General features: G+C 39.9%; 12 protein-coding genes. 8 read left to right on the top strand and 4 right to left on the bottom strand.

Features of this window, described 5'->3' with window-relative positions:
- Positions 1 to 85: 85 nt before the first annotated feature.
- Positions 86 to 3,229 carry a UvrD-helicase domain-containing protein gene (locus tag FO442_RS17790; protein ID WP_144334565.1) on the bottom strand — a complete coding sequence of 1,048 codons (3,144 nt, stop codon included), beginning with the start codon at positions 3,227 to 3,229 and terminating at the stop codon, positions 86 to 88.
- A 105-nt stretch (positions 3,230 to 3,334) separates the two neighbouring features.
- Between FO442_RS17790 and FO442_RS17785 the strand changes: the two genes are divergently transcribed.
- The 5 genes from FO442_RS17785 to FO442_RS17765 all read left to right on the top strand — a co-directional run bounded on the left by FO442_RS17785 (position 3,335) and on the right by FO442_RS17765 (position 9,650).
- Complete coding sequence (locus FO442_RS17785; RefSeq protein ID WP_144334564.1) at positions 3,335 to 4,087, top strand: MbnP family protein; 753 nt, start codon at positions 3,335 to 3,337, stop codon at positions 4,085 to 4,087.
- The gene (locus FO442_RS17780; RefSeq protein WP_186280245.1) at positions 4,084 to 5,163 is read left to right on the top strand and encodes a cytochrome-c peroxidase; all 1,080 of its coding nucleotides are present in this window, start codon (positions 4,084 to 4,086) and stop codon (positions 5,161 to 5,163) included. Before FO442_RS17785 ends, FO442_RS17780 begins: the two co-directional genes overlap by 4 nt.
- A 48-nt stretch (positions 5,164 to 5,211) precedes the next feature.
- Positions 5,212 to 6,636 carry a TonB-dependent receptor gene (locus FO442_RS17775; protein ID WP_246073878.1) on the top strand — a complete coding sequence of 475 codons (1,425 nt, stop codon included), beginning with the start codon at positions 5,212 to 5,214 and terminating at the stop codon, positions 6,634 to 6,636.
- Positions 6,637 to 6,922: 286 nt separating this feature from the next.
- Entirely contained in the window at positions 6,923 to 8,596 is a 1,674-nt protein-coding gene (locus tag FO442_RS17770; protein ID WP_186280243.1) for a histidine kinase dimerization/phosphoacceptor domain -containing protein, read from the top strand.
- 34 nt (positions 8,597 to 8,630) lie between these two features.
- The gene (locus tag FO442_RS17765) at positions 8,631 to 9,650 is read left to right on the top strand and encodes a helix-turn-helix transcriptional regulator (protein WP_144334561.1); all 1,020 of its coding nucleotides are present in this window, start codon (positions 8,631 to 8,633) and stop codon (positions 9,648 to 9,650) included.
- Here FO442_RS17765 and FO442_RS17760 read toward each other — a convergent pair.
- On the bottom strand, positions 9,640 to 10,659 hold the full coding sequence (locus FO442_RS17760) for a hypothetical protein (RefSeq protein WP_246073877.1): 1,020 nt from the start codon (positions 10,657 to 10,659) through the stop codon (positions 9,640 to 9,642). The genes FO442_RS17765 and FO442_RS17760 overlap by 11 nt on opposite strands.
- A 251-nt stretch (positions 10,660 to 10,910) precedes the next feature.
- Between FO442_RS17760 and FO442_RS17755 the strand changes: the two genes are divergently transcribed.
- A complete protein-coding gene (locus FO442_RS17755; RefSeq protein ID WP_144334559.1) occupies positions 10,911 to 11,684 on the top strand; it encodes an enoyl-CoA hydratase-related protein in 774 nt (257 codons plus the stop codon).
- 83 nt (positions 11,685 to 11,767) lie between these two features.
- Positions 11,768 to 12,910, top strand: a complete 1,143-nt coding sequence (locus FO442_RS17750; RefSeq protein ID WP_144334558.1) for a 3-hydroxyacyl-CoA dehydrogenase NAD-binding domain-containing protein — start codon at positions 11,768 to 11,770, stop codon at positions 12,908 to 12,910.
- A gap of 57 nt (positions 12,911 to 12,967) precedes the next feature.
- Here the strand turns inward: FO442_RS17750 and FO442_RS17745 are convergent, their stop codons facing one another.
- Positions 12,968 to 14,014: a tetratricopeptide repeat protein gene (locus tag FO442_RS17745; protein WP_144334557.1), complete on the bottom strand. Its 1,047-nt coding sequence runs from the start codon at positions 14,012 to 14,014 to the stop codon at positions 12,968 to 12,970.
- The gene (locus tag FO442_RS17740; protein WP_144334556.1) at positions 14,004 to 14,609 is read right to left on the bottom strand and encodes an RNA polymerase sigma factor; all 606 of its coding nucleotides are present in this window, start codon (positions 14,607 to 14,609) and stop codon (positions 14,004 to 14,006) included. The genes FO442_RS17745 and FO442_RS17740 overlap by 11 nt, the downstream gene beginning before the upstream one ends.
- A gap of 49 nt (positions 14,610 to 14,658) precedes the next feature.
- Here FO442_RS17740 and pfkA point away from each other — a divergent pair, with 49 nt between their 5' ends.
- A complete protein-coding gene (pfkA, locus tag FO442_RS17735) occupies positions 14,659 to 15,648 on the top strand; it encodes a 6-phosphofructokinase (protein ID WP_144334555.1) in 990 nt (329 codons plus the stop codon).
- Positions 15,649 to 15,832: the final 184 nt, after the last annotated feature.

The raw sequence follows: 15,832 nt of genomic DNA, 5'->3' as shown, positions 1-15,832 counted from the left end.
AAGAAATCGGGTTGTTTTAAGAGGTGGAAACGTCTATAAACAGCAGACAGGCTGTTCGTAATATTTCAAATTTGCTGCAGAGAGCTTATAAATCAAGTAAATTCATTGGTTTTACCTCCACCAATCCCAATCCGCCGCTATAATACAAATATCCTTTGATATTTGCCATCCCGATTTGGCCCAATACGGTCATATATCCCTGAACCTGCTTTTCGTGTTTTGCACTTTTTTCACCGGTTTTAAAATCAATAACAACCGTTTGCCGGTCCGAAACAATCAGCTTGTCAGGTCTTAACCGGGTTTTGGAATCAAAGATCAGGGTGCGCTCATTCAAATGCTTTCCACCTTCAAACAATGAAACAAGTAGGGTGTTTGCAAAGGCTTCTTTAAGCAGTTCGACTAAAAGTGCTTCAAAATCCTGTTCAATTTCTCCTTTTAGAAGCCCTACTTTCAACGCAGCGAATGCGGTTTCTTCGGAATGTGATTTTTCCATGATAAAATGGAACTGTTTCCCAATTCGCTGTTCCGCTGTTAAGCGGTCTTCTTCCTGTTCCCTGGTAGACTGGATACTGATTTCCGGGAACCACAAAAAGTTGCGGATCGATTGCGGATGGTAATTGGTGGTGTTTTTTCTCGAATGGTGTTTGATTTCAGGAGCTTTACCGAATTTTAGGTGAAGGATTCCTTCTTCGGAAGCATCCGGAAAGAGATGGGTCAGAACCGTATTGAATTTGTCGTAAAAACTGTTTCGGGTCCCTTTCAAATTAATACCGTATAAGCGATCCTGAGGCCGGGTAAATGCAACATATAATAAGTTAATGGCATCCATTTTTTGAGCGGCATCTTCTTTTTCAGCCTCCACTTGAATGGCGGGAATAGCTGTTTCGAATTTGCTCATTTTTGTTTCGATGATGTGGTCATTGATTTCCATCAGGTAAGAATCGTTGTTGTTTCCCTCATTGAAAAAATTGAACGATGGAATAATCACCACTGGAAATTCCAGTCCTTTTGATTTGTGCGCGGTCATAATTTGAATAGCCTGTTCATTTTCGGAAAGCTGCACACTGAATTTGCTCCGGTTCTTTTCATAGTAGTTGATGAATTCCATTAGATCGGGCCCATTTGACATATCAAATTGATAAGCCAGATCCAATAGTTGCTGCAAGTATGTGTTTTCAATGGAATCCAATCCAACGAGCATGAAGAAATCTACCAGCAGCGAATAGATGTTTTGAAAACTGGCATCTAAAAAGTCTGCATCCAACCTGCTGTTTTCAAAGAAAAGCTGTTCTGAAAAATAAACTTTGGAATCGGAATCGATCCGGAAACAAGCCCCATAGGTTTCAAAGGCATCTTTCTTTTCCAATATCTCAAAGTAGAAGTAGGCAAACTGCATGGCGCGCTGAAAATCAAACCGGTTGACCTTCCATTTGCAATAACAGATCGTTAATTGAACGAACTGATCACTGTTTACCAACAAGGAATCGGAAGAGACGATTTGGTATCCCCTGGATTTCAGAAAGTTTGCATATTGGTTGCAATCGCGTTTTTTTCTGCCCAAGACACAAATTTCATGCGGTTTGTAGCCATCTGCTATACACTGTTGAACCCATTTGAGTAATTGGCTATTCGTAAACTTAGTCGTGTCCAAATCCTTTTGCGGATTCAGTATCAGTTCAACATACCCGCCTTTTTTTCCTTTCGGATGTTGCTTCAGGTGTTTGTAGAATTCCTGTCCGCTCTCAGGCATGAATTGCATGAGCTCTTCGAAGAAGCGGTTATTGAAGTGTACAATTTCTTCTGCCGATCGCCAATTGTCTTCCAATCCTTCAACGGTTCCCATTTTTTGAAAAAACTGAGAACGCAATTTGATGGAAGGCTCTTCTTCCGGATTGTAAATTTCGGGTAAAGCAATGAATTGTTCAGCGACTCCGTTTTTGAACCGGTAAATGGATTGCTTGGGGTCCCCGACTATAAAATTGAAGTAGTTTCCTCCTAAAGAGTTGTGGATTAATGGAACAATGTTGAGCCATTGTAAGCGTGAAGTATCCTGGAATTCATCCAGGAAAAAATGATTGAAGCGTGATCCCAAACGTTCATAGATAAATGGGGCGTCTTCATTTTGGACCAGTTCCGCAACCAGTTTGTTGAACTCACTCACGCGGATAATGGATTCCTTGTTACGGATGTCATCCATGCTCAATGCCAGCTCTTTTAGAATAGATAGCAAATGAAATTGTTGAATTTTAAAATCAAGCTCGATCCATGCAGGCCCTTTTTCTGTAATGAACTCCAGAAATTTCAGGTAAGCTGATGAAAATTGTGTTTCCTTCCCTTCTTCAATTGTTTTTAGAATGTTTTTCAGATTGGCATCTGTCCGTTTGCTCTCTTTCAGAAATAAAATCGGTTCCGGACTTAGTTTCAGGTTGAATGTAATGGCATTAAACGTAACACTTTTTCCTGCAAATGCATTTGCATCCGCCCCGGCTTCCAATAACAGACGATTCAAAGCGTTCAAACGGATCACTAATTCTTCTTTTTCGGCCTTGAACTGCAATTTCCAAAGGTTCAGTTGTTCGTTGTTAAAGTCCGTTTTGGATAATGTTTTGATAATCTGGAAATATCCTTCGTTGGTTAAAACTTTAGCCCTGGATAAAAGAATTTTTTTCAGGTTCCAATCATTTTCTTCTTCCAGGTTGGATTTTGCAAAGTTTAAAGCGAGTTGATACAATTTCGTTTGGTTCTTCGCGTCGATATTGCTCAAAAGCTCATCGATTGCCTTCTCCAGGATCAACGTATCATCCAGTGAAATTTCGAAACTTTCAGGTAAATCCAGGTCCCGTGCAAATGAACGGATCAATTTGAGGTTGAATTTATCAATGGTCATGACATTGAAATCCTCGTATTGGTGCAGGATTTTCCGAAGTACGATACGTGCTCTTTTGCGGATTGATGCGGAAGTAGTTCCTACAAAACCGGCAATTTCTTCCAGGTAAGCGTGTGTATCATCTTTTCCATTGGCAAGCTTATTCAGATCACTCATGATCCGCGATTTCATTTCGATACTCGCCTTGTTGGTAAAGGTCATGGCCATAATCTGGCTGATCTCGGCCCGGTCATCGTTTTCAGAAAGTAATAAACGGAGATAATTGCGCACCAAATTATACGTTTTACCACTTCCGGCAGAAGCGTTTACGATCAAAAAAGGCTTGCTTACATCCGAATTCATACCGATCAATCAATAATCTCCCGAAATTACCGAAAATCCTCTGGACACTTTCTGATTTTTTAGGATTTCTCTGCTCAATCCTTTAAATTTGAGAAAACAACTGAAGTGAAATATTTTCCGATTCTTGCGTTGCTCATTTGTATTGTCTTGTTCTCCTGTAAAAAAAAGAAGGATGATGCTGTTGATACGCCTCCGGTTCAGCAAAGCAAGTTATCCATGAAACCCCTGTTTGGAAGTGAAAATTTGGTTTTGGACTCTGTTTACACGATGAGTAATGGATATAAAATTGAGTTTATTGAGTTGAAAGCTTATTTCACGGGAATCGAATCAAATGGAAATGTTCTGAAAGATGCCGCATTATTCGATTTCAGGGAAACGGGCACTTTGATCTTCCAGGCAAACCAGGTTGTTTCCAATCCTTCATCCATTCAATTTGGGATCGGTGTTCCCAGTTCAGTCAATCACAACGATCCAAGTCTTTTTCCTTCGAATAATCCTTTGAACATTGCCATTGCCAATGATATGCACTGGGATTGGAATCCGGGATACATCTTTTTTAAAGTGGAAGCAAAAGTGGATACGATTGTGGATGGAATCACGAATTGTGATCACAACCTGGTGTACCATGTCGGAACGGATCCATTTTACACAACTAAAACTATTACCAATCTCACATGGTTGGCGGTAAATTCAACCCTGAATGAAGCCTGGCTAAAGATTGATATGAAGAATTTCTTCGAAAACTCCGGGAACGAAATGGATGTAAAAACAGAATTTACCACACACAGCATGGCTTCTCAAAGTGTTTTAACTGAAAAAGCGCGGCAAAATTTCGCTGCATCCATCAACGCACTATGAATCGGTTCTTTGCTGTGATATTGCTTTTATTGGTTTTCTTTTTGGCGTGCACAAAGGAAAAGGTCGGCTACGACCCAACTCCGTATACCTTGAAAATCCCGAGCCATTTTCCTCAAATGAACATTCCTGCAGATAACCCGATGACCGAAGAAGGTGTTTTACTGGGAAGAATGCTTTTTTATGAAAAGCGATTGTCATTGAATCAAACCATTTCCTGCGGATCCTGTCATGCACCGGATGCCTCTTTTTCAGATGGGAACCAATTCTCACAGGGAGTCAATGGAACTTTAGGTACAAGAAATGCAATGGCGTTGGTTAATTTGGGATGGCAAACCAGTTTCTTTTGGGATGGAAGAGCGCATACACTGGAAGAACAAATTTTGGAACCGGTCCCGAATCCGGTTGAAATGCACTTGCAATGGAAGGATGCGATTTCGCGTTTAAAAACCGATGGAGTATACCGGAACCAATTTTTCAAAGCTTTTGGGGTGGTGGAATTTGATTCAAGTCATGTAGCGAAGGCACTCGCTCAGTTTTTGCGGACGATGATTTCCGGGGAATCGAAATACGATGTGATGTATAAGTTTGCAAACAATATTCCGCTGACTTCTTCTGAGCTGGCGATTAAAAATTCCGTTACATCTGAAGAATGGGCAGGTTTTGATTTGTTTAAAAGTTTGAACGGAGCAGATTGTTTCCATTGCCATAACGGAACCTTGATGCAGGTCCAGAAATTTTCAAACAACGGATTGGATGCTGTCTTTTCGGATTTGGGAAGAGGTGTAATTACGCAGAACCCAAATGACAATGGAAAATTCAAGGTCCCGACACTCAGAAACATTGCGCTTTCTGCACCTTATATGCACGATGGAAGATTTGCAACTCTGGATGATGTTATTGAACATTATTCCACTGGAATTCAGCACTCGGCAACTATTGACCCGCTGATCGAGTTTGCAAGTGTTGGCGGGGTCCAATTGAACTCTGAACAGCGCAATCAGTTGAAAGCCTTTTTATTAACGTTAACAGATTATAATTTTGTAACTAATCCGGACTTTAAACCGTTAAACCCTTAAGGAAGTAAGTCTAATTGTTAGTACCTTTGTACAAGTGATATGGAAGAAATGGTAGACGAAAGAAGATTAACAACCGAGGAGAAAGCCTTGAAAATTAATCTAACAAGCGATATTTATGGTTGTTTCGCTGAAATTGGAGCGGGACAGGAAGTAGCAGCCAACTTTTTTAAAGCTGGAGGTAGTTCCGGAACCATTGCGTATACACAGTCGGCATATGATATGAAGGTGTCGGATGCAATGTATGGCGCAGCTTCCAGGTATGTTTGTGAAGAGCGCTTGATAACCATGCTTCAGACGGAATACGATACCTTGTGTGAACGTCTTCCCAAAAAACAGGAAGTAGCTCGTTTTTTTGCATTTTGTAATACCGTTGAATCTTTAAATTATCACAAGACAAATCAGGGACAGGGTTGGATCGGACTGCGTTTTCAATTAAAACAGGGAGGTGAATTCAACGACATTATCCTGCACGTTAAAATGCACGATAATTCTCATAAGGCACAGCAGGAAGCACTGGGTATTTTGGGGGTAAACCTGATTCATGCCGCTTACTTTTCTACGGACGATTTGGAAGAATTCCTGACAAACCTGGTACATCGGATTCCAAGAGACCGCGTCGAAGTGGATATGTTGCGTGTTTCCGGACCGGATTTAGGGTTGGTTGACAACCGGATTATTGCATTGAACCTTGTTAAAAGAGGAATGACCGATGCCACGATGTTCGACTTGTGCGGAACCGTGCTTCAGCCGGCAGCAGCTTTGTATAAAAAGAATATTTTGTTAATGCGCGGCCGGTTCAGACCGGTAACGAAAGTGCATTTGGATATGATTGCCCATGGAACGGAACAGTTCCTGAAAGAAGATGGTGTGCGGGAGGATAATTTATCTGTGATCTTCGAATTAACACTGAAAGATTTGACTGCGGACGGAAAAATTTCGGATAAAGACTTTATTGATCGTGCGGAGTTATTGGAATCCTTAGGTTATACTGTGATGATTTCCAATTATTTGAAGCATTACAAAATGCTGGATTACCTGGCGACCATTGCCCGTGGTCAGAAAATGGGAGTAATAGCCGGAATTTATAACCTGCATACAATCTTTGACGAGCGTTATTACGATAATTTGCCTGGTGGTTTACTGGAAGCTTTTGGGATCGGGTTCGGTCACAATGTGAAAATGTATGTGTATCCCGCACTCAATGTGGATACCGGTGAATTGTATACCTTGGATGAGTTGACAATTCCGAACCATTTGCGCGGACTGGTTCAGTTCTTAAAAGACAATAACAAATTGGAGGGGATCTCTAATTTTGACCCGCAAGCGCTGAAAATCCTTTCAGATGACGTGCTTTCAAAAATTCGTGCGGGAATTATCAGTTGGGAGCAGGATGTTCCGGAAAATGTGGTGAAAGCGATTAAATACTATGAACTTTTTGGTTACGACAAAAAAAAGGATACAGTAAACGTTTGATAATTTAAAGTTTTTTGATTGTTTGTGAATTAACGACTTTTTTAGGTGGGAAGCTTAAAAGATTTAGCAGAAATTTTACTTGGTGAAAAATTATTCCTTACATTGGTCTGGAAAGCTGCTATTCACAATATTTATGGTTCGATTTTCAGAAAGACTACTCTTAATTAAGCAAAAACACCGGATTTTAGCCTTTCTGTTAATTCATTGTTCCTGTTTGGGATTTTCCCAGCAAAAGGATTATGATCACAAAAAATTTAACCGGGAAATTCAGAAATTGCAAGAGGAAATGATCGTTGACATCTCCAAGGCAAATGAATCACTTCGTTACCTCGATCACAAATACAAAGACTTTCACAATGCTGAGATTAACTATCGACTGACGATCAAAAAGATCAAGTTCTTCAGTTCTTACGGAGATTATGCACGTGTTAAGTTTGAAATTAATAAAGCAAAACGATTCCAGTTTTTTTTTAAAGTCAAAAAGCAGGATAAATTATACCTGGATCTATACAGTGCTGTTTATGAAAGTTTGGGACACGATTATGATATCCTGGTAAAAAAAGCATCCGAAATACTGAACGAATCTTCTAAATCTGACACATACCTTTTACTTCAATGCCACCTGGTACTTTGTAATTGTTATAACGAGAAAGGAGAGTTTGGAAAAGCATTCATGCATATTGAGGAAGCGAAAAAATTAGCCGGGAAAATGAGTGCCGCGTATCGTTTCCAGGTTGCAAATTCGGCCGGACAGGTTTATTTTTTCAGTAACTACATCGGAAAAGCACTCCAGGAGTTTCGATTTGCTAAAAAACTGGCTCAATTCAATCACTGGAAGTATGCAGAACAATATGCCAATGCCAGTTTGGGTGAGATTTACCTGTATACGGATCAATTGGATCTTGCAAAACCTTATTTCGATACGATTCTAAAAAATGAAAAAGCGACGGAACTGCGGGATTTATTCCAGGTTTACGGATGCCTGGAGCACTATTACGAATTGAAAAAAAAACAGGATTCCTCCTATTATTTTTCAATTAAACGAAACGAGGTCGACGATTTGCTGGAAAACCTTCGAAGTGAGAACCTGGTATTTGAATTGGAAAAGGACTTTCAAACAGAATCGAACCAGTACTTATTGGAAGAGGAACGCAGTAAAAACCAGCAGCTTCGTCTGATCCTTATTCTGATCCTGATGAGTATCGTGGTCATTATCAGTATCTCGTATTTGTTTATTCGTCAAAAAAGTGATTCAAACAGGGTGCTTCAATTACAAAAAGAGGAAATTGACGACAAGAACAAAGAAATCTCGAATTCACTGGCGATGAAGGAAAGCCTTTTGAAAGAGATCCATCACCGGGTAAAAAACAATTTACAGGTCGTTTCAAGTATTTTAAACCTTCAATCACGGAATGTACGCGATCCGGAAGCACTCCGCATTTTAGAAGAAGGTAAAGAACGGATCCGGGCCATTGCCCTGATTCATAACCAGCTTCATTTAAATAATGATTCTGCATATGTGGAAATGGGGAATTATTTAAATAAATTGATTTCCCAGATGGGAGAATCGTTTTCCAGTTACAACAAGCACATTGAAGTAAAAGTAAATGTGGAGAAGATCAATTTGGCAATTGATTATGCGGTCCCTGTCGGTTTGATCATGTGCGAGTTGCTATCCAACTCATACAAGCATGCATTTTCCGATCGAACGGAAGGGGTGATTGAGATTGAGTTGAAGAACAATCCTGAAAAAAGCCTGAATTACGAACTTCTGGTAAAAGATGATGGAGTCGGGTATAACGGAGAAATCGAATTTTTGGAACAGTCTTCCACGGGAGTGGAGATTATCAGTGCTTTTATACAGCAACTGGATGCCAGCTACTCCTATACAAATGGAGAAAAAGGGTTCGGTTTGTTTATTCAATTTGGAATTGATGAACGCCATTCTAAATTCAATTGAGTTTTTTTTGATACCTTAGATTGAAAGTTTTGTTATGCCTCATATTAAGAATGCCTTGTTGAGATTTCGGATTATTGATCGCGCACTGAGAAATAATTATAAGCCTTATCCGACAAAAGCAATGTTGCGTGAGGCGTGTGAAGAAGCGTTGTTCGGCAGTGTTGACGGGGCAAATATTTGCGATTCGACGATCGAAAAAGACATGTTTGCCATGAAAATGGAACACGATGCTCCGATTAAATATTCCAAAAGGTACAATGGCTATTATTACAGTGATCCGGAGTTTTCGCTGGATGAAATCCCGTTAAATGAATCGGATATCGAAGCCATACGCTTTGCTGCAAATACGTTAAGTCAATTTAAAGATGTCGGGATGTTTAAGCAATTCGGATTTGCGATCGACAAAATTGTGGACCGGGTAAACATTTCAAATGATATTAACGACAAATCTATCGACCGGTTCGTAGAATTTGAGACACCGGTCTCTTCCCGTGGAAGTGAATTTCTGAATCCGATCTTAAATGCAATCAAGGACGGAAAAGTAATCTACTTTGATTATGAGAGTTTTCAAACGCAGAAACGAAAAGCGCGTAAAGTACTTCCCCTGTTATTGAAAGAATACCGGAATCGGTGGTATTTACTTTGCTATGATTTGATCAAGGAAGGTATTATAACCTACGGTCTTGATCGGATCTATGACCTCCAGGAATCGGAAGAAGTATTCCGCTCGCCGATTTCTTTCAATCCGGACCAGTTTTTTGAGCACGCTATCGGAATTACCGCCAGTAACGGAAAACCGGAAACGGTTGTATTCAAAGCAGACAATGTTGCAGCAAAATACATTGAGTCGCAACCTTTTCATGCATCCCAGAAAATTGTCAAAGAAGGAAAGAACAAAACCACCTTCGAAATGAAAGTCTACATCTCGGAAGAATTGATCCGGAGTATTCTCAGTTACGGAGGTGAAATTATTGTAATGGAGCCTGAATTATTGCGTAACCACATTGTTGACCGTATTAAAGCAATGGTAGAGAACTATCGATCTATTTCTTGATCAGGATCTGTGAATTTGTTTTAGACTTCAGAACAAAGATCCCTTCTTCCTGGTCACTGAAATAAACTTCCGAATAACCGTTGTGGTGCATGATTGTTAAATCGCCGGAAATGTCCTGACCGATCGAATTGAAAATTTTCAAATCCTGCAGTTCCATTTTATCTCCAAATACCCGAATTCGCTCTGTTAAAGGGTTCGGAAAAACACGAATTTCATTGGCACCGATCGAGATTTTATTGTTAAATGAAACTGTTTTTAAATGGGTCCCGGCACCATCCAGGTCGTACTGGTTCAATCTGTAATAACTGATCCCCTCAAGTGGATCGCTGTCGATTTCCTGGTATACTTTCGGCGTGTTACTTTCACCCGCTGCTTTTACAGTCATGAGCCTGTTCCAATCCGTTCCGTTGGATGAGCGTTCGACTTCAAAATAATCACTGTTTTTTTCGGATTCCGTTTGCCATTCCAAAAGTGTATACTCGTTAACTTTGACAACAGAGAAATCCGTGAATTCAACCGGTAAGGCGTCTCCTTGTGTAAAATGGACCGTTCCATTGAGACTTCTGTTAGCAGTTACGGTATTGAAGGGATAGGTAATTGAAATTCCTCCCATAATTGCCATGTCTGCATTAGATGCAATGGTTGAGTAACCTGCATTACTTGTGGTTAAGACCCCGTTTGTGACAATCGGAGCTGATGCTGTAATGTAAAAAGCAATGATTTCTCCGGAAGGAATAACCAGATTAACAGGAATGGGTAAAGATGTAGGAATATCTGTTCCGTTGCTTGAAACAGCACTCGCAGTTCCTATCAGAATCCAATTACCTGCTGTATTTTCAGATCCGACATAACTTCCGACCTTATAGTATACTTCATAGTCTTCAGTAGAGGAGGCTGGCAGATTCGCATCAAAACAGTAAATGGTAACTGTGTTTGTGGCAGAGATGTCAAACATAACTCCTTCATTGGAGTTGTCGTTTGCATAGGGTGCTACTAAATCGGATCCCACACCTGTGCATTGTGCAAAAAGTGATTGTGAACCAATTAATAGGTAGCATGTGAACGAGAGAAATGTGGATTTCAACATGACCTGAATAAATAATAATAAATAATGGTTTTCGGCAAGTTAAACTATTTTAAATCAGTTAGTTGAATTTTAACACTTTGAATTGGACTTTTAACATTTGGCCGATCAATAAGAATTCTCTGAATTCCTCCCTTTTGGGAAAAGGCTTTTTTTATCTTTGTTGAAAAACAAGCATGACACTGATTCAAGAATTCAAAAATGGGGTTTGTACATTAACACTGAACAGACCGCAGGTTTTCAATAGTTTTAATAAGGAAATGGCGATGGCTTTGCAAAACGCCCTGGATAATTGTGAGAAAGACGAGTCTGTTCGTGCAATTGTGATCAAGGGGGAAGGAAAAGCATTTTGTGCAGGACAAGACCTGGCAGAAGCAACCGATCCCAATGGGCCTGAAATGCAGTCAATTGTGAAAGACCATTACAATCCGATCATTGAGCGAATCAGGAAGATTGAAAAACCGATTATTGCAGGAGTGAATGGAGTTGCGGCCGGGGCCGGTGCAAATATTGCATTGGCTTGCGATTTAACAATTGCAAAAAATTCGGCTTCCTTTATCCAGGCATTTTCAAAAATTGGTTTAATCCCGGATTCGGGCGGAACATTTTTCCTTCCCCGTTTGATTGGGATGCAAAAAGCAATGGCTTTAATGATGACCGGTGAAAAAATATCAGCAAATGATGCTGTTTCAATGAACATGATCTATAAAGCGGTTTCGGATGAATCTTTCGAAGAAGAATTAACAAAACTGGCTGAAAATCTGGCTTCTATGCCGACATATGGTTTAGGTTTAACGAAACGGGCAATGAATGCCAGTTTTACCAATAACCTGACGGAACAATTGGCTGTGGAAGAGCAGTTACAAACGCTGGCCGGAAAATCGGAAGATTTTGAGGAAGGTGTGAAGGCGTTCATGGAAAAGAGAAGCCCGGTTTTTAAAGGGAAGTAGGAGAAAAATTATCAATTATGAATTATCGATTGAGTAAGAGGGGACTTCCCTTTGATAATTGATAATTCTCTCATTCATAATTAATGAAAAGTAAAATAGGTGTATTAGGTGCCGGAACAATGGGGGCAGGGATTGCCCAGGTAGCAGCTCAATCCGGGCATGAAGTGGTGTTGGTGGATGTGAACCCGATTCAATTGGATAAGGCGAAGTTGTCTTTGATCAAAGTATTGGATCGCATGATCGAAAAAGGAACTTTGGACGAAAACGGAAAAAGCGGTTTGTTGGACAGGATGAATTTTTCTAGCCAATTATCTGACTTTCGGGGCAGTGGATTGGTCATTGAAGCCATCGTGGAAAAGATTGAAGTAAAGCACGCTGTTTTCAAAGAAATTGAAGAAATTGTTGGGGGCGAGTGTATTATTGCTTCGAATACCTCTTCCTTATCTATCGCATCAATCGGATCTGTATTGAAGTTTCCCTCACGTGTCATTGGGATTCATTTTTTTAATCCTGCACCATTGATGCCTTTGGTTGAAATTATTCCGGCTGTTCAGACAAGTGATGAAACTTTGGCGACCGCCAAATCGATGGTTGATTCCTGGGGAAAACTGACCGTAGTGTGTAAAGATACTCCGGGATTTATCGTAAACCGTGTTGCACGGCCGTTTTACGGAGAAGCACTTCGTATCTATGAAGAAGGAATTGCCGATTTTGCAACCATTGATTGGGCGATGACAGAATTGGCCGGATTCCGAATGGGACCATTTACACTAATGGATTACATTGGAAACGATATCAATTATACGGTTACTGAAACGGTATTTGCCGCATTTTACTTTGATCCGCGTTTCAAGCCGTCGTTTACTCAAAAAAGACATATGGAAGCCGGATTCCTTGGACGTAAGACCGGAAGAGGCTATTACGATTATTCCGAAGGAGTTGAATTACCGGCTCCTAAAAAAGACGAAAGGTTGGGGCAACAGATCGTAGATCGTATTTTGGCGATGCTGATCAACGAAGCGTACGATGCTTTGTTTTTAAATGTTGCCAGCCGGGAAGATATTGATACTGCCATGACAAAAGGAGTGAATTATCCAAAAGGATTGTTGGCCTGGTCAGAAGAAATAGGTTTGAAAACCGTTTTGGGAAGATTGGAAGACTTGTTCCTGGAATACGGAGAAGACAGGTACAGACCAAATCCGTTATTGAAGAGATTGGCGAAATAGAGATAGAGTCGGGGTAAATTCCCCGACTTTTTTTATGGAATTAATTCTGTATTTCCATTATTTCCAGGTTTTCAATACTTTTTCAGCTTGTTTGGAGTAGAATCCTTTTTGGTTCCGGATTTTGACAAATAACTCCCTGGCGCTATTTTTATCACCATTCGCGAGTCGGCTTTCTGCCAAATACCATTCTGCTTCATCATTGAAATTGGAAAATTCCAATTGAAGACATGCTGAAAAGTTAATACATGCCTCATTGTATTGCCCTAAATTGTAATAACACCAACCGGCATAGAAACGCGCATTCACGTCATCCGGATAATTTTTGATGATTTCGTTGAATCGGGAAAGAGCCAGTTTCCACTTCCCGCGGTTTGTATAGCTTAACGATTTTTCCAGGTAGTCCATGTATGGAATATTGACCAGCTTTACTTGAGGTTCTTCTGAAACCAGATCGTCTTCGTTTTCCCGGTCGGCAGGTATTCCTGTCAGAATAATCTGTTCTATCTGTACTGTTGGTTTAATTCGATATTGTGAATAATCGATCGCTTTCAAGTCCTGGAGATATATCTCTTTTGCCACCTTTTGCTTTGAAACAGTTACTGGTTTTTGTTCGATCACCGGTGGAAGAGGTTCCAGTACCAGTTCAGGAAATGGAATATTCGTCAGCTCTTCCTTTTTTTCATCTGCCGGAAGATTCTTGATTTCATTTTGGGAAGTTTTGATTTCACTGACCGTGATTTGGTCTTTTTGGGGAATAACTTCCAAGGTGTCAATTTCTTCCGGGATATTGATATCTGTATTCTCAAATTTAACCAATACGGGTTCTCTCGTTTGCGAAGATTCTGCAGTTCTTGACAAGAAGAAAAATGTAAGCGCTAAAATTGCAACAACAGAAAGGCTTAATATATAAGGAGTGAAATTGACTTTCGGGAAGTTCATTTTTTGATCCAGCTGCTTCATTTTTGAAAACGGCACATTGGATTGCTGCCATCCTTCCAATGCATCACGATCGAAATCACTTAATTGCTCATTGGTGTCTTCCTGAGAGAAAGTGTGAATGAGTTTCTCAAATGCATTTCGGGATATATGATCTTTATTCTTCATGACTTTCCATCCAGATTTTTAAATTTCTTTTTCCATTTTGAATTGAACTCTTGACTGTATTTAAAGGAATATTCAATTCGTTGCTAATTTCCTGATAACTCTTATCCTTTAAATAGAATAACTCGATGCAGATCCGTTGTTCATTTTTTAAATGTTGAATAGCTTGTTCCAGTTTTGTTAATTTCAATTCCCGTTCGTTTAGTTCTTCCGTTTCGTGATTTTCTGCCTGCAGTAAATTCTCGTGAATGGGAGTTTGATGTGTTTTTTGCTTGCGCAAGTAAATCAGGCATTCATTTTTCGTTACCTGGTAAAGCCAAGATTTGAAATGTTGTATGGTATGTTTCTCAATTTTTTGGTTCAGTTCTCCGAAAATTTTCATGGTTGTGTCCTCGGCATCTTCATAGCGTTTGAGGTATTTGATGCAGGTTCCAAGTACCAAATGTCCGTAACGCTCATATAATAAAGGTATGGTAAACAAGTTTTCTTCCTGTTTATAGAGTTGTATCAGATCAAGATCCGACAAATTGCTATATCGCTTATGTCCGCGTTGAAACAACATAATGACAAAGAGATGCATGAAATGAAATAATTCCATAAAATAGTTATACTATATATAAAAGTAAGCACTTAAATTTACACGTGTTATGAGTAAGCTGAAAAGAATTGGGGTTTTGACTTCCGGAGGAGATTCACCGGGGATGAATGCGTGTATTCGCGCGGTGGTGAAAGCCGGAATAGGAAAGGGAATAAATGTATTCGGAATCGAAGACGGATATAAGGGAATGATTGAAGGAAGAATCCGGCAGTTGACTTATATGGATGTCAATAACATTATTCATTTGGGGGGGACTATTCTTGGAACTGCCAGGAGTGAAGCCTTTAGAACACTTGAAGGTAGGGAGCAGGCAGTTGCCAATTTGAAAAAGCACGAAATAGAAGCGTTGATTCTGATAGGAGGAGATGGAACTTATGCGGGAGGAATGGCTTTAACCAAAGAATTTGATATTCCCATTATTGGGTTGCCCGGAACAATAGATAATGATATTCACGGCACAGACTTCACAATCGGTTATGATACCTGTTTGAATACAGTAGTTGAGGCTGTTGATAAAATACGAGATACGGCTTCCAGTCATCACCGGGTGTTTTTTGTCGAAGTAATGGGAAGAGCTTCCGGTTACATCGCATTGAATAGTGCAATAGCGAGTGGGGCAGAATCGGTATTGATTCCGGAAACTTTAACCGAGATTCAATTGCTTGCGAAAGAAATAAAAAATCAGAATAAAGGAATCAGAAGTTCTATTATCATAGTAGCTGAAGGTGATGAAGAGGGAGGAGCGAAAGAAATTATGGAAAAAGTAAAACCTTATTTGGAAGGGTATGAGTTAAGATATTCCGTTTTAGGTCATATTCAACGGGGTGGAAGTCCATCTGCATTTGATCGGATTCTCGCGACAAGAATGGGAGTGAAGGCTGTGGACCTATTAATTGAAGGAAAAAAGTCACTGATGATCGGTCAAATCGGGAGAGATTTGGTCTGTCGGAATATTTTAGAAGGAACCACGGGAAACGTTTCTACAGACGATTCCGGTATTGAATTATTGAAATCCTTATTGACTAAAGGAAATTTTTGAAAATAATTCAAACTTTAAAAACTGTTGATTCAATGAGTTAGCAGTTTTGGAGAAACTTTTTCACAAAATAATCTTCAAAAAGGCTTGTTAAAGTGGAATAAGTGAGTACCTTTGCCACCGCTTAGAACGCTAGGCGCTACGGAAACGGAGGAATTGAAAAGGGGTAAAAAGAGTAGGTTAAAAA

Origin of the sequence: Fluviicola chungangensis (assembly GCF_007558725.1) — a bacterium.
Taxonomy (GTDB): Bacteria; Bacteroidota; Bacteroidia; order Flavobacteriales_D; family Crocinitomicaceae; genus Fluviicola; species Fluviicola chungangensis.
This window is presented reverse-complemented; position numbering and strand designations above follow the sequence as displayed.